The 19,005-nt window shown below is 66.9% G+C and carries 16 protein-coding genes; 10 read left to right on the forward strand and 6 right to left on the reverse strand.

Annotation, left to right across the window (positions count from 1 at the left end; genetic code table 11):
* Positions 1-46: 46 nt before the first annotated feature.
* The 4 genes from chrA to OOZ63_RS06485 are packed head-to-tail and all read left to right on the forward strand — an operon-like array spanning position 47 to position 3,923.
* The gene (gene chrA / locus OOZ63_RS06470; RefSeq protein ID WP_266004604.1) at positions 47-1,402 is read left to right on the forward strand and encodes a chromate efflux transporter; all 1,356 of its coding nucleotides are present in this window, start codon (positions 47-49) and stop codon (positions 1,400-1,402) included.
* A gap of 59 nt (positions 1,403-1,461) precedes the next feature.
* On the forward strand, positions 1,462-2,517 hold the full coding sequence (locus OOZ63_RS06475; RefSeq protein ID WP_266004605.1) for a DMT family transporter: 1,056 nt from the start codon (positions 1,462-1,464) through the stop codon (positions 2,515-2,517).
* 7 nt (positions 2,518-2,524) lie between these two features.
* Complete coding sequence (locus OOZ63_RS06480; protein ID WP_266004606.1) at positions 2,525-2,905, forward strand: hypothetical protein; 381 nt, start codon at positions 2,525-2,527, stop codon at positions 2,903-2,905.
* Between the two features lie 16 nt (positions 2,906-2,921).
* Positions 2,922-3,923 (forward strand): aldo/keto reductase, encoded by a 1,002-nt coding sequence (locus OOZ63_RS06485; RefSeq protein ID WP_266004607.1) that lies wholly within the window; start codon positions 2,922-2,924, stop codon positions 3,921-3,923.
* A 6-nt stretch (positions 3,924-3,929) separates the two neighbouring features.
* Here OOZ63_RS06485 and OOZ63_RS06490 read toward each other — a convergent pair whose 3' ends face one another.
* Complete coding sequence (locus tag OOZ63_RS06490; protein ID WP_266004608.1) at positions 3,930-5,093, reverse strand: esterase/lipase family protein; 1,164 nt, start codon at positions 5,091-5,093, stop codon at positions 3,930-3,932.
* Positions 5,094-5,252: 159 nt separating this feature from the next.
* Here OOZ63_RS06490 and OOZ63_RS06495 point away from each other — a divergent pair, with 159 nt between their 5' ends.
* Positions 5,253-10,583, forward strand: a complete 5,331-nt coding sequence (locus OOZ63_RS06495) for a diguanylate cyclase (RefSeq protein ID WP_266004610.1) — start codon at positions 5,253-5,255, stop codon at positions 10,581-10,583.
* Here the strand turns inward: OOZ63_RS06495 and OOZ63_RS06500 are convergent.
* Positions 10,573-11,007: a globin family protein gene (locus OOZ63_RS06500; protein ID WP_266004611.1), complete on the reverse strand. Its 435-nt coding sequence runs from the start codon at positions 11,005-11,007 to the stop codon at positions 10,573-10,575. The genes OOZ63_RS06495 and OOZ63_RS06500 overlap by 11 nt on opposite strands.
* A gap of 208 nt (positions 11,008-11,215) precedes the next feature.
* On the opposite strand from OOZ63_RS06500, the gene OOZ63_RS06505 reads away from it, so the two are divergent.
* Positions 11,216-11,989, forward strand: a complete 774-nt coding sequence (locus OOZ63_RS06505) for a GGDEF domain-containing protein (RefSeq protein ID WP_266004612.1) — start codon at positions 11,216-11,218, stop codon at positions 11,987-11,989.
* A 7-nt stretch (positions 11,990-11,996) separates the two neighbouring features.
* Here the strand turns inward: OOZ63_RS06505 and OOZ63_RS06510 are convergent, their stop codons facing one another.
* From OOZ63_RS06510 to OOZ63_RS06525, 4 genes are all read right to left on the reverse strand, one after another.
* Positions 11,997-12,572 carry a PEP-CTERM sorting domain-containing protein gene (locus OOZ63_RS06510; RefSeq protein ID WP_266004613.1) on the reverse strand — a complete coding sequence of 192 codons (576 nt, stop codon included), beginning with the start codon at positions 12,570-12,572 and terminating at the stop codon, positions 11,997-11,999.
* 30 nt (positions 12,573-12,602) lie between these two features.
* Complete coding sequence (locus OOZ63_RS06515) at positions 12,603-14,099, reverse strand: PhoX family protein (RefSeq protein WP_266004614.1); 1,497 nt, start codon at positions 14,097-14,099, stop codon at positions 12,603-12,605.
* A 149-nt stretch (positions 14,100-14,248) separates the two neighbouring features.
* Complete coding sequence (locus OOZ63_RS06520) at positions 14,249-14,830, reverse strand: DUF1134 domain-containing protein (protein ID WP_266004615.1); 582 nt, start codon at positions 14,828-14,830, stop codon at positions 14,249-14,251.
* Positions 14,830-15,471 (reverse strand): TetR/AcrR family transcriptional regulator, encoded by a 642-nt coding sequence (locus tag OOZ63_RS06525; protein ID WP_416234698.1) that lies wholly within the window; start codon positions 15,469-15,471, stop codon positions 14,830-14,832. Before OOZ63_RS06525 ends, OOZ63_RS06520 begins: the two co-directional genes overlap by 1 nt.
* Before the next feature lie 144 nt (positions 15,472-15,615).
* Here OOZ63_RS06525 and OOZ63_RS06530 point away from each other — a divergent pair, with 144 nt between their 5' ends.
* The 4 genes from OOZ63_RS06530 (at position 15,616) to OOZ63_RS06545 (ending at position 19,003) form a co-directional block, all read left to right on the forward strand.
* Positions 15,616-16,647, forward strand: a complete 1,032-nt coding sequence (locus OOZ63_RS06530; RefSeq protein ID WP_266004617.1) for an MBL fold metallo-hydrolase — start codon at positions 15,616-15,618, stop codon at positions 16,645-16,647.
* A gap of 151 nt (positions 16,648-16,798) precedes the next feature.
* A complete protein-coding gene (locus OOZ63_RS06535; RefSeq protein WP_266004618.1) occupies positions 16,799-17,242 on the forward strand; it encodes a hypothetical protein in 444 nt (147 codons plus the stop codon).
* A 45-nt stretch (positions 17,243-17,287) separates the two neighbouring features.
* A complete protein-coding gene (locus tag OOZ63_RS06540) occupies positions 17,288-17,650 on the forward strand; it encodes a PilZ domain-containing protein (RefSeq protein WP_266004725.1) in 363 nt (120 codons plus the stop codon).
* A 120-nt stretch (positions 17,651-17,770) separates the two neighbouring features.
* Positions 17,771-19,003, forward strand: a complete 1,233-nt coding sequence (locus OOZ63_RS06545) for a glycerophosphodiester phosphodiesterase (RefSeq protein ID WP_266004619.1) — start codon at positions 17,771-17,773, stop codon at positions 19,001-19,003.
* Positions 19,004-19,005 lie beyond the last annotated feature (2 nt).

Raw genomic sequence — 19,005 nt, forward strand, 5'->3', positions numbered from 1 at the left:
GCCACGGCGACCAGGTGCTCGGCCGGCTTTGGTCTAATGCCAGCCGATGTCCACGCCCACCGCCCCTCCCGCCGCCATCGGCTTCTGGCAGGCCCTGCGCTTCTGGCTCAAGCTGGGCTTCATCAGCTTCGGTGGCCCGGCGGGGCAGATCGCCATCATGCACACCGAGCTGGTCGAACGGCGCCGTTGGATCAGCGAGAAGCGCTTTCTGCATGCGCTGAACTACTGCATGCTGCTGCCCGGCCCCGAGGCTCAGCAGCTGGCCACGTATATCGGCTGGCTGATGCACAGGACTCGAGGCGGCCTCGTCGCGGGCGTCTTGTTCGTACTACCCTCGCTATTCATTCTGATCGCGCTGTCCTGGATCTACATCGCCTTCGGCGAGATGCCCTTGGTGGCCGGTCTGTTCTATGGGATCAAACCGGCGGTGACGGCCCTGGTCCTGCATGCCGCTCACCGCATCGGCAGCCGCGCTTTGAAGAATGGCTGGCTGTGGGGCATCGCCGCGGCGGCCTTCGCGGCGATCTCCGCGCTCGATGCGCCCTTCCCGCTGGTCGTACTACTGGCGGCGGTCATCGGGCACTTCGGTGGAAGCTATGCGCCGCAGGTCTTTGCCATCGGGGGCGGCCACGCGGCGGCCAAGCAGAGCTTCGGACCGGCGCTGATCGATGACGACACGCCGACACCCAGCCACGCGCGCTTCAAACGCAGCCGGCTGGCTCAGGTGCTCGCGCTGGGGCTGGGGATCTGGTTGGTCGCGATGGCGCTGCTGGTCTTGGGATACGGCTTTGAGGGGACCTTGACCCAGATGGGTTGGTTCTTCACCAAGGCAGCGCTGCTGACTTTCGGGGGCGCGTATGCGGTGCTGCCCTATGTCTACCAAGGTGCTGTCGAGCAGAACCAGTGGCTCAGCGCCGCCCAGATGATCGACGGCCTGGCGCTGGGCGAGACCACGCCGGGGCCGCTGATCATGGTGGTGGCCTTCGTCGCTTTTGTTGGCGGCTGGGCCCAGCAGGTGTTCGGACCCGACGCGCAGTTCCTGGCCGGTGCAGCAGCGGCCTGCGTGGTGACCTTCTTCACCTTCCTGCCCTCCTTCGTCTTCATCCTCGCCGGCGGACCGTTGATCGAGAGCAGCCATGGCAATCTAAGGTTCACCGCGCCGCTGACGGCCATCACCGCGGCCGTCGTCGGCGTGATACTGAATCTGGCGATGTTCTTCGCCTATCACGTGTTGTGGCCCCAAGGCATCGCCGGCCAATTCGACTGGATCTCGGCCCTGATCGCGCTGGGAGCAGCGCTAGCCCTGTTCCGTTTTAAGCTAGGTGTGATGCCGCTGCTGGGGCTCTGTGCCCTTGTCGGGCTGGGGTTGACGATGCTGGGCGGCCTGCCGAATGCGTCCTGATGCATACGACATCAGGCAAAACTTGAACGACGCCGGGTGCATGGTGAAGTGAGTTCTTGATGGCGAGCACCACATCTCATCTCCCTGCCCTCAAAGGAGGGCTGCTGGCCTTCCTCGCTGCGGCCCTGTTCGGTGTCAGCACGCCCTTTGTCCAGGAACTGGGCCTGGGCTTGGGGCCGTTCACCACAGCCGCCCTGTTGTATGCCGGTGCTGCCCTGGTCGGCGGCCTGCTGCGCCAATCGGTGAAGAAGGAAGCGCGCCTGCTGCGTACGGACCTGCCTCGGCTGCTGGCCGTCGCCTGTTTTGGTGCCGTCATCGGACCGGTCGCGATGGCATGGGGCCTGCAGCGCAGCAGCAGCACCGGTGCCTCGCTGATGCTGACCCTGGAGGCGCTGTTCACCGCCATGCTGGCCTGGCGGCTCTACGGCGAGACCATGGACCGCAGGGTCTGGGCGGCGATGTTGCTATTGCTTGCCGGCGGCCTCGTGCTGGTGGTCGAACAGGGTGTCAGCGGTGGAAGTCAGCTGCTAGGCCTGCTGGCCGTGCTGCTGGCCACGGCGTCGTGGGGCATGGACAACTCCTTGTCGCGCGCGCTGGCAGAGCGCGATCCGGGCCAGGTGGTTCTGATCAAGGCGGCGCTGGGCGCGTCGGCCACCGCGTCCTTGGCCTGGCTGTCTGGCGAGCCAATGCCCGGCCTGCTCGCCGCACTGGGTCTGCTGGCCATCGGAGCCACCGGCTATGGCCTGAGCCTGCGCTTTTACCTGCTGGCCCAGCGCGCATTTGGCGCCGCCCGCACCGGCTCGGTGTTTGCCTTCGCACCATTCATCGGTGCCTTTGCCGCCTATGCTCTGGGCGACCGCTCGGCAGGCCTGGGCATGGCGTTGGGCGGCGGGCTGATGCTGCTGGGCGTGGTCGTGCATCTGTCCGAGACCCATGGGCACGAGCACCAGCACGAAGCGTTGGCGCACGAGCATGCCCATCGGCATGACGACGGACACCACGACCATGCGCACGACCCCATGCCCAGCGGCGCCCACAGCCATCGGCATTACCATCGCCCGCTGAGCCACAGCCATGCCCACGTACCTGACATGCACCACGCCCACAAGCATTGAGACCCAGATGAGAACGCAACTGTCTTTGATCGCGCTGTCCGCCCTGCTGAGTCTGGCATCGTTCGCTGCCCGGGCCGAGCTGGTCGAGATCCGCTGGAACGAATCCGGCCGCTTCGAGCACAAGGCCAGCATCGCGCCGGCCCAGTTCGCCGAAGTCTGCGGCAAGCTATCCAAGGGCCAAACCATCGCCTGGAGCTTCCGGGCCGAGGCGCCGACGAACTTCAACATCCATTACCACGAAGGCCAGAAAGTCACCTACCCGGCCAAGATCGATGGCGCTGGCGCGGCGGAGGGACAGCTGCTGGCCGCCACCGAGCAGGATTACTGCTGGATGTGGTCCAACAAGTCCGACCGCGCGCTAACGCTAGAACTCATTTTGCAACGATAGAAAAGAAGGCTGCACGATGCACTACCGCTCCCTCGGCAAATCCCAACTCCAGGTCTCCACGCTGTGCCTGGGCACGATGATGTTCGGCGATCAGACCGATCTCGCTGAGGCGCGCAGCATCGTCGCCCATGCCCGCGAGCACGGCGTCAATTTCATCGACACCGCTGATGTCTACAGCACAGGAGCATCCGAGACCATAGTCGGTGCGCTGCTCAAGGACGGCGCCCGCCACGATTGGGTGCTGGCCACCAAGCTGGGCAACAAGATGTCGGGCCGGCCCAACGAGTCGCAGTACTCGCGCGCATGGATGTTGCGCGAATGCGAGGCCAGCCTGCAGCGCCTGGGCACCGATCATCTCGACATCTACTACCTGCACCGCGACTATCTAGGCATGGACTTGGAGGAACCGCTGCGCGCGATCGATGCGCTGCTGCGCGCCGGCAAGATCCGCTACTGGGGGCTGTCGAATTTCCGCGGCTGGCGCATCGCCGAAATCGTCCATCAGGCGCGGGCCCTGAACATGCCTGGCCCTGTGGTCTGCCAGCCCTACTACAACCTCCTGAACCGCCAACCCGAGGTCGAGGTTTTACCGGTTTGCGCCCACCATGGCATCGGTGTTGTGCCCTACAGCCCAATCGCTCGCGGCGTGCTGTCAGGCAAGTACGCACCGGGTGCCACACCGGACGCCGGTACGCGCGCCGGCCGCGGCGACAAGCGCATGCTGGAGACCGAGTTCCGCGAAGAGTCGCTGCAGATCGCGCAGAAGCTGATGGCTCACTGCGCAGGCACAGGGCGCTCCTTGAGTCATTTCGCGACCGCCTGGGTGCTGGCTCATCGCGCTGTCAGCGCGGTGATCGCCGGACCGCGCACCCTGGCCCAGTGGCAGGACTATCTGGGTTCGCTGGACTGCAGCATCGACCCCAAAGATGAGGCCCTGGTCGACTCACTGGTGACGCCAGGTCATGCGTCGACGCCGGGTTACAACGATCCGGCCTATCCCTTCCTGGCCCGGCGCTGAGCCGGATCAGCTCAGCCAGCGCTTGAGCCGGGCATAGACCGCCGGGCTGCTCAGCAGGTCCAGGTGGTGGGTGCCGCGTGCGACCCAGTGGTTCGAGGCAGGCAGGCGTAGCCGGCGCTGCGGATGGGTATGCCGGCCCAGCGCGCTGTCCAGTGGCACCAGCCCGTCCCCGAGCCAGCCTCCGTCGCTGCGCCCCAGCGTACCGGCCACCGCATAGCAGCCCACGCCTTGCGGCAGCGGCACGACGACGCGCCGGTCGCGGCCTACGAAGCGGCTTTCGCCGACCCAGTCGGCCTCCAGCAGATTGCCATGGCGCAGGTCGGTGATACCGGCGCTGCGCAGACCCGACAGGCGCGTGAACGGCGCCAGATAGGGGCTCAGCCCCAGGCCCTGGTGCAGCCAGTTGCCGGCCCGTTCCAGCGGCGCGCCATGATGCGGGCTGCCTAGAAAGACCAGGCGACGCAGCAGCAGGGGCCAGGCCATATCGCGCTGCAAGGCCTGCTGGACCGCGCTGCGTGCGAGCAGGCCGCCCATGCTGTGGCCAATGATGGCCAGTTGTTCGACCGGCTCAGGCCAGCGCTGCAGCAGGCGCTCGAGCTCCTCGGCCAGGGCCAGCCCGTTGGCCGAGATATGTAGGCCGCTGTTGTAGCGCGCATAGATGGGTGTGAAGCCCTGCTCGTCGGCCAGCGCCTGGCCATGATCATGGCCATCGCGCAGCCACTGCTGGTCATTCATACACAGGCCATGGATGAGCAGCAGCGGCTTCGGACCGCTGCCCTGAAAGCGCAGCGTCATCTGCTGCGCCAGCGGGTTGCCGCTGCGCAGCAGATGGTCGCCCAGCACGCCGTTGAGCGCAGCTACCACGGCCTCGCGGCGTCGACCGGATTGGGCGTCGGGCGCGTCCTGTAGCTGCTCTTGCAGGCGGGCCAGCGCCGCGTCCAGGCCAGCCCCCACCAGGCCGGTCGTGCCGCGGATGCTGCGATAGACCAAGCCCGTGATGCCGCGCGTCGGCGCGTCCGCCACCTGGCCCAGCGGCGGTGACACGCGTGCGATGCGGCCGTGCAGGCTCTCGACCAGGCCGGTTACGCCACCGACCCCGTCGGTGATCAGGCGCAGGCCGCCGCGCAGATCGCGAATCAGGGCGGCCGGTCGTCGGGATGGTTTCTTCATAGTGCTCTCCGGGTCGCGTCCATGCCCCATCATGCCCGCAGCGCCGGGCTGTCACGGTCGGGCGGTTACATTTACAGGTCATCGGCGACAGACAAAGAAAAGCGGTTTCAGATGCTCCGACAGGCACAGGGGGACCTTGGTTGGGGTCCGGGTGACAGTGTGAATGGGTGGCGGATCACCGAATCCCTGCCCGGCAGCCGGCGCAACGGCGTGCTTCGGGCGGTCGATGCCCAGGGTCAACGGGCCGTGCTGGTCTACTTGCGAGCGGCCATGCCCAGCGCCGCCGAGCTGGCGCGCTTTCGCTACGAGTTCGAGATCGCGCGGCGCTTCGACCACCCCCATATCTTGCGCCCGGACGCCCTGGCCAGCCATGCAGGCCGGCCCTATATGCGCCTGCCCGACCTGGGCCTGCAGACCCTGAGGCAATGGCTGATCAGCAGCGCCGCCCCGCTGAGCCAGCCGGACGTGCTGCGCCTGGGCCTAGCCCTGGTCGATGCCTTGGAAGTCATCCATGAGCAAGGCGTCGTACACCGCGACCTGCATCCGGGCAATGTGCTGCTGTCACAGCACGACGATCCGCTAGCGCGCATCCTGCTTGGCGACTTCGGCATTGCCGCCGAAATCGCCCAGGAACGCGCGCTGTTGCTGCGCGCTGACGCGCTGGACGGCAGCCTGGCCACACTGGCACCCGAGCAGACCGGCAGGATGAGCCGCGATGTCGACTACCGGGCCGACTTCTACAGCCTCGGCGCCACGCTGTACGAGGCCTTGACCGGCTCGCCGCTGTTCGATTGCCAAGACGCCGCCCAGGCCGTCCATGCCCATCTGGCCGTGCCGGCGCCGCTGGCCACCGCTCGGCGAGCCGACGCCTCGCCGGCGCTGGCAGCCCTGCTGGAGCGCTGCCTGCAGAAGGAACCCGAGGCACGCTACCAAAGTCACCCGGCTCTCAGGCAAGACCTGGCCCTGTGCCTGGCGGCCTTGACTGAGGGCCGCGAACCACCCCATTTCATGCCGGGCCGGGGCGACCGCAGCGACCGATTCCAGCTCAGCGGCCGACTCTATGGGCGCGAGAGCGAGCTGCGCCAGCTCGGCGCGGCCTTCGAAGCCGCTGCCGCCGGCGCGAGCCAGCTGGTCGGTATCGCCGGCCTCTCGGGCATAGGCAAGACCGCGCTGGTCAACGCAGCTCAGCGCAGCCTGATGGCCCAGCGCGGCAGCTTTGTCGCGGCCAAGTTCAACCAGTTCGGTCAGCATCAGCCCTACGGCGCGCTGCTGAGCCTATTGGCCCAGCGCGCCGGGCAGATCCTGGCCCAGGCACCCGCACGCCAGCTGTTCTGGCGGGAGCGCCTGTGCCAGCGTCTGGGAAGCGCGGCGGCCGTCGTGGCCGAGGCCATCGCCGAATTCAAGCCGCTGCTGGGCGAGCCAGCCGTGCCGGTAGCACTGGCGCCCTCCGAGGCCGAGAGCCGCTTCATGCGCAGCCTGCGCCTGTGCCTGGCAGCACTGGCCAGCGAGGACGAGCCGCAGACCCTGTTCCTGGACGACCTGCAATGGGCCGACCGCAGCTCGCGTCGCCTGCTGCGCGAGTGGGCCGGCGATACCGAGCTGCGCCACACGCTGATCGTGCTGGCCTGGCGCGACAACGAGCTGCCCCTCGAGCACCCTCTGAGCCAGGACCTGGTCGAGCTGCGCGCGCTGGGGCCTCGTTTTCTGGCGCTGTCGATCGCGCCGCTAGGCGCCGGTGAGATCGGCCAGTTGCTGGCCGACAGCCTGCATAGGCCGGCCGCCGAGGTCGCCGAACTGGCCACGCTGTGCCTGGCCAAGACCGCCGGCAACCCTTTCTTCCTGCGCCGCTTTGTCGAAGAACTGGTGCAGCGCCGCCTGATCCATTTCGACCTCGCGGGCCAGCGATGGGATTGGTCGGCGGCGCAGATCGCCCAAGCCCAACTGGCGGACAATGTCGTCGAGCTGATGCTGGCGCAGCTTCAGCCCCTGCCCGAGGCCTGCCGCAGGATGCTCTCAGTCGGCGCCTTCCTGGGTGGGAGTTTCGACCTGGACACGCTGGCCACCGCACTCGACCGCCCTGGCACCGAGGTCGCCACTGGCCTGCTGCCGGCGCTTCAGGCCCAGTTGCTGGTGCCCGGTAACAAGCTCTACCGCTACGCCGCCCATCTGGCGCCGAGCGAGCAGGCGGTGCGCTATGCCTTCGCCCACGACCGCGTGCAGGAAGCGGCCTGGCGCCTGGTGCCCGAGCACTCCCGGGCCCGTCTGCACCTACAGATCGGCCGCCTGCTGCGTTCGCGCCACCAATCACCTGCGGCACTCCCCTTCCATGTTTTGAACCATCTGAACGCCGCTGAGACCCTGATCTCAGAGCCCAGCGAGCGCGCCGCGTTGGCCGTGGCCAACGAGCAAGCCTCACAGCAGGCGATGAATGCGGCCGCCTTTGATCTGGCAGCCGACTTTGCCGAGATGGCGCTACGCCTGCAGGACGAGACGGCCTGGGCCGGGCGGCCTGAGGCGCTGCTGGTCGTGCATCTGCAGGCGGCCCGCATGGCGTATCTGAGCGGCCGGCATGACCGCATGGACGAGCTGCTCGCCGCCGCGCTGGCCAGGCTCAGCGAGCCGGCCCAGCGCGCCCGGCTGCTGGAGGTGCGCATCGAGGCCAGCTATGCTCAGGGCCAGCTCAGCGATACCTTGGACTTGGGCCTGCAGGTGCTGGCCATGCTGGGCGCCGAGCTGCCGCAGGCCGACTCGCCGGCCCAGGTGGTGGCCCTGGTCGCGTCAGTTCGCGACGAGCTCAACGCGCTGGGCCTGCCGGCGCTCGCCGCGCTCGCGCCGATGAGCGACGCGCGCATGCTGCAGCTGATCTCGATCAGCGCCAAGATGACGGCCGCCGCCTATATCGCGCGGCCGGCCCTGCTGCCGCTGCTGACGGTGTTCCAGGTGCGGCTGATGATGACCCACGGCCATGTGCCGGGGGCGCTGTCGGCCTACTCGGTGCTGGGCTTGATGTGGGCCGAGTTCCTTGGCGACTATCGCCAGGCCTATGCGCTTGGCCGCCTGTCGATGCAACTGGTGCGCGAGCACGGGTGGCTGCAGGTCTACGCCCACGCCGGCTTCTCCTTCAACGCCTTCTTGCAGCACTGGATCGAGCCGCTGAGCCAGGGTCTGCCGGGCCTGATGGAGACCCATCGCAACGGCCTGGAAGGTGGCAATCTGCGCCACGCAGGCCTGGGTCTTTATGTGCATGACTGCCATGCCTTCCTCGCCGGCCAGCCGCTGCCGGCGCTGGCGCAAAGCCTGAGCGTGCATCGCGATACGCTGCAGCGCATGCGCCAGCCGGTGGCCGCCGACTATCAGGACGCGCTGCTAGCCCTGGTGCAGGAGCTGCTGCTGCCGACGCTGCCGGCCCTGGCGCTGGAAAGCGGCCCCTGCTCCGGCCGTGCACTGGCGGCGGTCTACCAGCAGCGCAAGGACCAAACCGGACTGATGTTTCTGCACGCCTGGCGCGCGTTGCTGCACTTTTTGGCCGAGCGCCCGGCCGAGGCCTTGCTGGAGGCGCGCTCCGCCAGCGCGTTGTTCGCCGCCGCGCGAGGCATGCATGCGGTGCCGCTCGTGGTCTTCATTGCGGCGCTGGCCGGGCTGCGCTGCGCCGGGGCGGCGCGCGAGGCAGCGCTGGCCGAAGCCGAGCTGGCGCTGCACAAGCTCGGCCGCTGGAACGAGGCCGGCCCCGGCACCTTCAGCGCCAAATACCATCTGCTGGCGGCCGAGCTGGCCTGGGCGCGCGGCGAGGACGCGCTGCCGGCCTTCGATGCCGCCGTAGCCAGCGCCGAGCAGCCGCTGACTGGCACCCCGCTGGACGCCGGGCTAGCGCACGGCGCGCGCGGCCGCTACCTGGCAGCCACCCGGCCTCATGAGCCAGCCGCCGCGCACGCAGCACTGGCTCAGGCCCGACTGAACTGGCTGCAATGGGGCGCGCCGGGGGTGGCACAGCGGACCCTGCCGACGCCAACACCTGAGGCACCGCGCCGCAGTGATGCGGTTGACGTCAGCAGCCTGATGAAGGCCATGCAGGCCATCAATGCCGAGGCCGAGCTACCGCGCCTGCTGCAGCGGCTGCTGCGGGTGGTCGGAGAGAACGCCGGCGCGCAGCGCGCCGCCATCGTGCTGGCCAGCGGACACAACCGGGCCGGCGCCGGCGCCGAGCCGCGCTGGACGCTCAGGGCCGATGTCGGCCTCGGCGACACCGAAGGCCAGATGACGCCGCTGGCGTTAGAACAGGCAGGCGGGCGGCTTCCGCTGAGCCTGCTGCGCCGCGTGCTGGCAGGGGGCAAGACCTTGCTGATCGACGATGCGCGCAGCGCGCTCGATGCGCAGCGCGAGCCCTACTTCGCGGCGCGCCAAGCCCGCTCGGTCCTGTCCACACCGCTGCTCAAGCAGGGGCACACGGTCGGCGCCCTCTACCTAGAGAACGCGTCGGCGGCCGGCGTCTTCACCACCGGCCGCGTCGAGTTTCTGGAGCTGCTGTGCGCCAATGTCGTCAATGCAGTGGACAACGCCCGCCTGGTGGCCGAGCTGCAGGACCTGACGACCGGGCTGGAGCAGCGCGTCGAACAGCGCACGCAGGAGCTGCGCGAGAGCGAACAGCGTCTTCGCACAATTCTGGACAACGCTCCTGTGCCGATGACCTTGACGCGGCGCAGCGATGCGGTGCTGATCTATGCCAACGAGTCGGCCGCACGCCTGGCCGACCGGCCCCTGAACGATATCGTCGGCCGGCCGGCCGAGTCCTTTTACCGCGACCCACAGGAGCGCGCGCGGCTACAGGCCAAGTTCCTGCGCGAGGGTCGACTGGTCGATGAGGAGGTCAGCCTGCTGGGCTCGGGCGGCAGCGTGCTGTGGGTGATGGTGTCCATGGTGCCGGTCAGCTACAACGGTGAGCTCGCCGACCTGGCCACCATCGTCGACATCACCGAGCGCAAGCAGCTGGAACTGGAGTTGCAACGTCTGGCCACAACCGATGCGTTGACCGGCGTCGCGAACCGGCGCAGCTTCATCGAGCAGGCCGAGCGCGAACTGGAGCGCGCGCGCCGCCACGGCCTGCCGCTGGCCCTGGTGATGATGGACATCGACCACTTCAAGCGCATCAACGACAGCCTGGGCCATGCTGGTGGCGATGCTGCGATTCGCCAGGTGGTGCAGGCCTGTGCGCAGTTGGTGCGCCGGCTCGACGTGATCGGTCGGCTCGGCGGCGAGGAGTTCGCGCTACTGCTGCCGCAGACCGAACTGGCGGCCGCGCAGCCTCTGGTTGAGCGGCTGCGCGGACAGATCGCCGCCCTGATGCCCGACCATGAAGGCGGCGCACTGACCGCCAGCTTCGGCATCACCGCGCTGCGTGCCGGAGACTGCCAGGTCGACGAGCTGTTGCTGCGCGCCGACGAAGCGCTCTACGCCGCCAAGAACCAGGGGCGCAACTGCGTGGTCAGCCGCTGATGTCGGCCAGCTGCAGATCGCAAGCGCTTTGCATCGTGCCGCTGACCAGGGCATAGACGGCCAGCCAGGCGGCGCGGGTCTCGGCGTTGAAGGCCGGACCCAAGCCCTGGGCCAGGGTCTTGATCAGTGCGGCGCCGACAGTCTCGTAATGAACGGCCTGCACACCGTAGCCGCCATGGCGCGCCCCGAGCTGGCGCAGCACCGGCAGCAGCCGCTCGGGCTGGTCCAGCAGGGCCACGGCCGCGCCGATCATCTGCATCAGCTTGTGGCTCTGGGCCTGCATGTCGCCGTGAAACAGGCGACGCAGCCCGGGATCCGCCTCGAACAATTTCCCGTAGAACAGCGCGCCAGCCTGCTCGGCGATCGGCTCGATCAGCGCGAAACTGCGACGCACCAGCGAAATCTGGGTGGTACGGAGGGACATGGAAGGCTCCAGTGATTGCACAGCCACCAGCTTGCGCGGCGTCCGTATCAGGACGGTTGCGAGGCAGCCGCCGCTTTGTTGCCTTTGTTGCGGCTTTCACTAGATGAAATTAAGTGCGATTCGCGCTATCCTCAAGCTGTTGTTACAGACACGTCACAGGTTTCACATGCACGCGCTCAAGCCCGTCCGCTCAGAAGCGAGCACTGACATGGACAGCGCCCCCGATGCGGAAGTCCAGGCCGCCGAACGCGCCCTTGCCGAGGGCGAGGCGCAGCGATGCCGTAGCCTGGTCGAGCCGTTACTGGCAAAGAATGCACTGGACTGGCGCGCCCGTGCGCTGCTGACGCAAGCGCTGGAAGCCTTGAGTGAACAGCACACCGAGGCCGGCGAGCATGCGCAGGCCTTGGCGCTCTACCAGCATTTCCATAAGGTCGTGGTCGAGGGTTTGCAACTGCGCTTGACGCGCAGCGACAGCCAGCCCGATGCCAGCCAGCAGGACGCTCTGACCGGCCTGGCCCGCCGCGAGGCGCTGGAGCTGCGCCTGCCGCCGATGATGCAGCAAGCCCTGGCCGGCAATCGCGGCCTGTGCCTGGTGCGTATGGAGCTCGATCCGCTGCAGCCTTCGCGCGTCGCACTGACGCCGGGTCTGGTCGATGCGGTGTTGCGCGACGTGGGCGCCATCGTGCGCGCCCATTGCCGCGCCAAGGATCTGGCGCTGCGCTACAGCGCCGAGTCGCTGGTGCTGGTGCTCAGCGAGGTGGAGCTGTCGACCGCGCGCACGGTGTGCGAGCGCATCCGCCGCGCGGTCCAGGCCCATGACTGGGCGCCGCTGCATGAGGAGCTGCGTGTCGGCGTCAGCCTGGGCATGACGGCGCTGCGCAGCGGTGACAGCATCAACCAGCTGATGGCCCGCGCCGAGGCGGGCCTGATCAGCGCCCGGCGCGACGGACGCAATTGCGTGCGCACCGGGGTGCTGAGCTGAGCGCTGCTCAGACTTTGCGGCGACGTGCCACCCAGCCGACTGCGGCCAGACCAGCCAGCATCAGCGCATAGGTTTGCGGCTCGGGCACGGCCACGGTGATGCTGAAGACATCACCGACCTGACGCCCGCTCAGGTCCAGGGTCCAGTCGCCAGCGCCGGCCTGCAGCAGCGGATTGCCGATGTAGAACTCGGTGGTGACGCCGGGGCCGCCGAACTGGGCCCACAGCGCACTGCTGTTGCCGCCCCAGCTCTGCACCGCCTGGAAGCCGTCGGTCGTGACCGTGCCCTGCGGCAGTGAGAAGCTGGCCCCGTCGAGCTGGACGCTGACGTCGCCAAAGCCCAGGCCGGACAGATTGCGCACGACGGAGTTGAAGCTCAGCAGGGGGCTGGCCAGGTCCTGGGCCTCGACGGTGAAGTTCAGCGTGACGCTACCGCGGGTGGCGAACTCCAGATCGAAGAACAGCTCGCTGGCAGTCACGAAGCTGGCGTCGACGGCGGCTGTGCCTTGGGCGCCGGTGTACTGGGCTGCTTGGACTTGGGCGGCCAGGGCCAGCAAGGCGGCGGCGATGAGGGTGGTTTTCATTTGCGATTCCTTGAATGTTTTGCAGCGGGCTTAAAGCGAACCGTTGCCCCAGGGGCCGGTGATCGCCAGCGTGATGCCTGGGGTCTGGATGTTGACGAAGAGGTAGCGGCCGGTCGGGTCGAAGCAGGCACCGCAGAACTCGGAGCTACGGCGATCGCCGGCCAGGCTGGCGAGCTTGCCAGCGGCGCTCAACTCGGCAGCGCTCACATTGACATTGTTCTTGCAGAAGATGAAGGTGTCGCCTTCCTGGGTCAGACCCATTAGACGGCTGCCGAAGCCGAAGCTGTCGGTAACGCCGCCGCCGTCCTCGCAGATCACGATGCCGCCGCGCGGGCTCACCGTCAGGTTGTCGCCGGCGTCGCCGACCACTTCGGAAGCACTAGAGTAGATGCAGGTGATGAGTTGGCTGGCCAGGTCCAGCTCCCAGATCGCGCCACGGTTGACGGTGCCGCCCGAGGTGTCCATCACATACATCTTGCCGGCGTAGTACCAGATGCCTTCGCCGCGATTCATGCGCAGCGCGCCCTGGGCCCAGCCCTGTACGAAGGGTCCGGCGCAGTTGCTGATCGTCGTACCGTCGACGGCGGTAGCGGTGCCGCGGTTCTGGTCAGGGTTGGCGATGTCCACCCACTCCAGCTCATAGGCCTGCTCGAGTTCGGCCGGTGCGATATTGATATTGTTCTGGCCCTTGACCTTGGCCATCTGCAGCTTGCCGCCCTGGGCCAGGCTGCCGAGCTTGCCGGGGTGCACATCGGGGATGTAGCGGTAAAAGCCCGACTTACCCGAGCTGTCCTCGGTCAGGTAGGCATATCCATTGGTCGGGTCGATCGCGACGGCCTCGTGGGCAAAACGGCCCATGCCGATGATGGGTTCGGCGCTTGTCTGGGCCGGATCGGCCGCGCACTCGAACACGTAGCCGTGCTTGCGGCCGGCGCTGCTGATACTGTCGGAGCCGACCTCTTCACAGGTCAGCCACGTGCCCCACGGCGTGATACCGCCGGCGCAGTTGGTGCGGGTGCCGCCGAGGTTGGCGTCAATGCGGGTGAAGGCGCCGTCGCGGAACACCAGATTGGTGGTGCCGCCGTTGGAGAAGCCGCTGCCGCTGTCATAGACGGCCGGCGCGCCGAAGAAGCTGGCATCGCTGCCGGTACTGACCTCATGGTTGCGCACCAGCACCAGCTCGGTGCTGCGGCCAACTTTGCGGCTTTGCACCACGCCCATACCGTCGTGCGCTCGCGGGCAGGGTTTGCCGTTGCTCATCGCATCGCCTGTCCAGCCATAGCTCTTGTAGCTGAAGCCCGGCGGCAGTTGCAGCAGCGGCAGGCCGGTCGTCAGGTCGTTGACCGGAGCGATCGGGCCGTAGGCGCTGTCGATCAGCACCGTGTTGCCGGCGGCGGCGGCCTCGCGGGCATGCAAGGCACCCAGGGTGGCGATGAAAGGCAGTGCGGCCGAGGCCGAGGCGCTCTTGAGCAGGCCACGGCGCGAAGGGGAAAAACTGGACGCTAGGGTCAGGTCTTGCTGGCTCATCAGAAATCTCCAGAGATGGCGTTGGCTGTCAGACTTGCTGCCTTGAGGGGGCAGGCAGCGGACGCGATTCTCTGGAGCGCTGATGTCAGCAGTACGGACGCAAAAGAGCCGATCGGACTAGGCCAATACCCTGCTCGTGCGCCGAAGGGTCAGAAGGGGTTGAGCGACTTCTCGCGCCGGTAATGCAGATAGCCGACGCTGGCACCGCTGCGCAGGCCCACGCCCAGACGGATAGGCGCCAGCGTGATGCCCTTGTTACGCTGGTAGTTGATGCCGGCGCCGCCGATGTAGTAGAGGCTGCCCTCGACACCGGGGAAGCGCTGGTAGATGGCCGCCGCATTGGGCAGCTTGTAGACCAGGGTGAAGACCTTGGATGCATTAGCGCCGGCGTCCAGCCCGATCGACGGACCGGCCCAAAAAACCCGCGCAGTAGCGCCGCCTTTCATTTGCAGCTGACCATCGCCATAGCGCAAGCCCACGGTCAGCGCGGCCGAGGCTTCCTCGCCCTTGATATACGCATTCGGCCGGCCCTGCTCCTTGAAGGCCTTCTCGATCACCTTGGCCAGGCCTTCGGTGGTGCTGCCGAAGAACTCGGTCGCGGCCTTCAGTATCGAGTCCTCGTCAAAGGTTTTAGCCTCGTCCTCGGCGGCCAGCAGTACGGTCGGAGCGAGTGCCAGGCAGCCGGCGCCGAGACGGCCCAGCGCGCTGCGGCGATCGATATGCAATGTCATCAGGCGTTCTCCTTGAGGGGATCAACACTAGCGTAAAAACCCAGGAACATCTCGACACTGTCCAGCAAAACCTGTTGCTGCAGTGCCTCGGGCAAGGGCGGCTGGCCCATCGCCAGTTGGGGCCAGAAGGCGAAGGCCTTCAGCAAGCCCTGCAGTTGCTGGGCGGCGTACTGCGGATCGGCCGGGCGGAGCCGGCCGTCGGCCTGGGCGGCGGCGATCCATTGCTGCAGCCCCTGCTCTTTCTCGCCAAGTCGCGCCACCATCGCCTGGGCGCGCTCCGGTGTGTGCATCATCTCCGCCATCACGACTCGGGCGAGATCGATGAAGCTCGCATCATTGAGCAGGCGCAACTTCAGGCGCAGTAGCTCCAGAAGTTGCTCGCGCAGGGGCCGTTCGGCCTTGTAGATCGGCTCGCCCAGCGCCTGGCTGCGCTCCCACAACTGCTGCAGGATGGCCGCGAACAGCTCGTCCTTACTTGCGAAGTGGTTGTAGACGGTGCGTTTGGAGACCTCGGCAACAGCCGCAATTCGGTCCATGCTGGTGCCACCAAACCCATGCTGGCGGAACTCGACGAGCGCCGCCTGCACGATAGCTTCGCGCTTGCGGTCGGTCAGTCGGCTCGGCGGCGACAGCTCAGACATGGGCATCAATCCTTGGAAATCGCTGAATTTTACACCGCATGGTTTACTTTTATCAGCAAGGAACTACACTGTGTAGTGTATTTTTGTCGCCTCCCGATGCCACGCCTTTTCCTCTGCCTGACTCTCTTCAGCCTTGTCCTCATCATGACCTACAGCCTTCTGAAAACCTGCTGCACGCCTGCCACCAGCCACTACGCCGGCTCGCCACAATTCCTTGGCGGTAAGTTTCGCAACCCGGTGCGTCCGCAGCGCATGGGCCTGGGCAAGACACTGGCCGTGTTGTGGCGTTTCCTTTTCGACAAGCCCGCCGATGCCAGCCCGGCGCAGCCGATTCCGGTGCTGTCCCTGAGCCGAGCCGAGCTGCTCACTGCGCCCGAAGGCAGCCTGTACCGGCTTGGCCACTCGACTATGTTGCTGAAGTTAGAGGGCGAGTTTTGGCTGACCGATCCGGTGTTCGCTGAACGCGCTTCGCCGCTGAGTTTCCTCGGCCCGAAGCGCTTTCATGCGCCGCCGATCAGCCTGGACGATCTACCGCCGATCAAGGCCGTGATCCTGTCGCACGACCACTACGACCATCTGGACCGCGTGGCGGTACTGGCGCTGGCGGCCAAGACCGACCTGTTCCTCACGCCACTGGGCGTCGGCGACACGCTGATCAGCTGGGGCATCCCGGCGGCTCAGGTGCGCCAGCTCGACTGGTGGCAGGAAGTCCGGGTCGGCGCGCTGCGACTCGTCGCGACGCCGGCCCAGCATTTCTCGGGCCGCGGCCTGCGCGACGGCAACCGCAATCTGTGGGCATCCTGGGTCATGCTTGGCGAGCGCCAACGCGTCTTTTTCAGCGGCGACAGCGGCTACTTCGCCGGCTTCAAGACCATCGGCGAACGCTTCGGCCCCTTCGACTTGACCTTGATCGAGACCGGCGCATACAACAAGGACTGGGCCGATGTACATATGCAGCCCGAGCAAAGCCTGCAAGCCCATCTAGACCTGCGCGGCCGCCATTTGATGCCGGTGCACAACGGCACGTTCGATTTGGCATTGCACCCCTGGCAGGAACCTTTCGAGCGCATATTCGCACTCGCGGCCGCGCAGGGCGTGGCGCTGACCACGCCGCGCATGGGTGAGCGCATAGCCATCGGCGCGCCGCCGCCTGCACAGGCCTGGTGGCGCGACTGAAGCCCGGCCAAGCGGGCGGCCGGCGTGAACAAAGCCTCACTCCGGCGCTGCAGCTGGCGCCTAAACTGGCTGCCTTGGCATATCGACTCATAAATTCAGCGCCCGGGAGGCTCCGCATGTCCGATCAAACCCAAGCTCGAGTCCAGTCTTCATGAGCGGCAGCGACCTGCCCAAGCTGGCCCGGGCGCTGGAGTATGTGGATCTGGCCGCCGCCCTGTATCTGGCCGGCGGCAGCGACCACGCGGCCCGGCTGCTGGCAGCGGCGGCCGAACAACTACTTGGAGATCTGTGCCGCCTGCTCAACGAGCAGGAGCAGAGCGAGGAGCTGCAGGCACTGCTTCGGCGAGTCGCCGAACGCTACGCCGCACCACGCTTTGACGCCCGCGGCCATGCCCAGGCGCGCGGCAACCAGCAGGCGCTGGCCCGTGCTGGCGAGATGGGCGGGCTGGCCGGCGAAGAGGCCCGCCAGGAGACCGCCGCGCTGCTGCGCGCCGCCTGGTATCTGCTGGAATCGATGGGACTGGAAGCGGTGGCGCCGCAGCGCCTGGAACAGGCCATCGACCGCAGCACGATTCACGGTCAGGACGACATCTGATCTGCTAGCATCAATTGCACCCTTCGTCAGCTTCGGGAGCCCATCATCAACACCGAACGCCGTCACTTCGCCCGCGTCGCCTTCGATACCGATGCGCAGCTGACCACCACCGCCGAGCGCCTGGACATCAAGGTGCAGGATTTGTCGCTCAAAGGCGCCCTGCTGCGACTGCCGCGTGCCGGTGCAGTCGCGGTGGGCGATCCCTGCTTGCTAAACATCAGCTTGGCCCAGATGGAGGTGGGCATCGCGATGGCAGGCGAAGTGGCCCATGTCGAGGGCGAGCATGTCGGTTTGCTGTGCCGCAGCATCGACATCGAGAGCATCACCCATCTGCGCCGCCTGCTGGAGATCAATCTGGGTGACGCCGCGCTGCTGGAGCGCGAGCTCAAGGCCCTCATCGCGAACTGAACGCTTCAAACTAGGGGCAGGTCTTGCCCAATAGTCCGTTCGGACTACTGCTCCTACGCTGCCTCGCGTCGAGGTGTCATATCGCGCCGCGACGATACGACAACTTCAGAGGAGCAAACCATGCAAGCCAAACTGACCCTGGCCGCTCTCGCGGCCGCACTCTTGCTGGGCGCCGTGCCGGCCCAGGCCTGGAACACGCTGGACGGCCAGGCCCCCATCATCATCGCCCACCGCGGCGCCTCGGGCTATTTGCCCGAGCACACGCTGCAAGCCTACGCCAAGGCCATCGAGCTAGGCGCGAACTACATCGAGCCCGATCTGGTGATGACCAAAGACGGCATCCTCGTAGCGCGCCACGAGCCCACCATCGGAGCGACCACCAATGTCGCCAGCATCGCCGGCTTCGCCGGGCGCAAAACCACCAAGACGGTCGACGGCGTCGCGACCACCGACTGGTTCGTCGAAGACTTCACACTCGCCGAGCTGAAAACCCTGCGGGCCGTGCAGCCGCGTGCAAACCGGCCGCAGGAGTTCAACGGCCAGTTCGAAATCCCCACGCTGGACGAAGTGATCGCACTCGCCAAGGCAAAGAGCCTGGAGACCGGCCGCACCATCGGCATCTACCCAGAGCTCAAGCACTCGACCTATATGCAGGGCGTGTCGCAGGGCCTGGGGCTGGACAAGCGCTATTTTGAGGACAAGCTGGTCAGCACCCTGCACGCCGCCTACGGCAACGACGCAGCGGCGCCTGTCTTTATCCAAAGCTTCGAGGTCGGCAATCTGCAGTACCTCAATACCCGTACCGACATCAAGCTGGTGCAGTTGGTCGATGCCGACGACGTCAAGCCCGATGGCTCGATGTCCCTTGTCGCGCCCTACGACCAGCCCTTCGATGTCAAGGCCGCCGGTGGTCTCTTGACCTTTGCCGATCTGGTCAGCAATGTCGGCCTATCCTTTGTCGCCACCTATGCCGATGGCATCGGCCCCTGGAAGCCGTATCTGCTGCAGACCGTGGCCGACGGCGTGGATCGCAACGGCGACGGCACCGTCAACGGCCTGGACCGCCTGGTAGTCGGCAGCACCGGTGTGATCGAAGCAGCCCATGAGCGCGGACTGCTGGTCCACACCTGGACCATGCGCGACGACGCCGGCATCCTTGGCTTCGAGTCCGGCCAGGCCGAGATCGAGGCCTATCTGCGCCTGGGCGTCGACGGTGTGTTCACCGACTTCACCGACACCGGCGTGGCAGCGTTGGCAGCCGTGCCTGAGCCGCAAACCTATGCCTTGATGACGGCCGGCCTGGCTCTGCTGTGGACGGCCAAGCGCCGCCGCGATCAGAAAAACAAGAAGTAAGG

Origin of the sequence: Paucibacter sp. PLA-PC-4 (assembly GCF_026241155.1) — a bacterium.
In the GTDB taxonomy this organism is placed as follows: domain Bacteria; phylum Pseudomonadota; class Gammaproteobacteria; order Burkholderiales; family Burkholderiaceae_C; genus Roseateles_E.

Coding starts and splice junctions, on each gene's coding strand:
- chrA (WP_266004604.1), top strand. CDS start 47: ATGTCCACGCCCACCGCCCCTCCCGCCGCCATCGGCTTCTGGCAGGCC.
- OOZ63_RS06475 (WP_266004605.1), top strand. CDS start 1,462: ATGGCGAGCACCACATCTCATCTCCCTGCCCTCAAAGGAGGGCTGCTG.
- OOZ63_RS06480 (WP_266004606.1), top strand. CDS start 2,525: ATGAGAACGCAACTGTCTTTGATCGCGCTGTCCGCCCTGCTGAGTCTG.
- OOZ63_RS06485 (WP_266004607.1), top strand. CDS start 2,922: ATGCACTACCGCTCCCTCGGCAAATCCCAACTCCAGGTCTCCACGCTG.
- OOZ63_RS06490 (WP_266004608.1), bottom strand. CDS start 5,093: ATGAAGAAACCATCCCGACGACCGGCCGCCCTGATTCGCGATCTGCGC.
- OOZ63_RS06500 (WP_266004611.1), bottom strand. CDS start 11,007: ATGTCCCTCCGTACCACCCAGATTTCGCTGGTGCGTCGCAGTTTCGCG.
- OOZ63_RS06505 (WP_266004612.1), top strand. CDS start 11,216: ATGGACAGCGCCCCCGATGCGGAAGTCCAGGCCGCCGAACGCGCCCTT.
- OOZ63_RS06510 (WP_266004613.1), bottom strand. CDS start 12,572: ATGAAAACCACCCTCATCGCCGCCGCCTTGCTGGCCCTGGCCGCCCAA.
- OOZ63_RS06515 (WP_266004614.1), bottom strand. CDS start 14,099: ATGAGCCAGCAAGACCTGACCCTAGCGTCCAGTTTTTCCCCTTCGCGC.
- OOZ63_RS06520 (WP_266004615.1), bottom strand. CDS start 14,830: ATGACATTGCATATCGATCGCCGCAGCGCGCTGGGCCGTCTCGGCGCC.
- OOZ63_RS06525 (WP_416234698.1), bottom strand. CDS start 15,471: ATGTCTGAGCTGTCGCCGCCGAGCCGACTGACCGACCGCAAGCGCGAA.
- OOZ63_RS06530 (WP_266004617.1), top strand. CDS start 15,616: ATGACCTACAGCCTTCTGAAAACCTGCTGCACGCCTGCCACCAGCCAC.
- OOZ63_RS06535 (WP_266004618.1), top strand. CDS start 16,799: ATGAGCGGCAGCGACCTGCCCAAGCTGGCCCGGGCGCTGGAGTATGTG.
- OOZ63_RS06545 (WP_266004619.1), top strand. CDS start 17,771: ATGCAAGCCAAACTGACCCTGGCCGCTCTCGCGGCCGCACTCTTGCTG.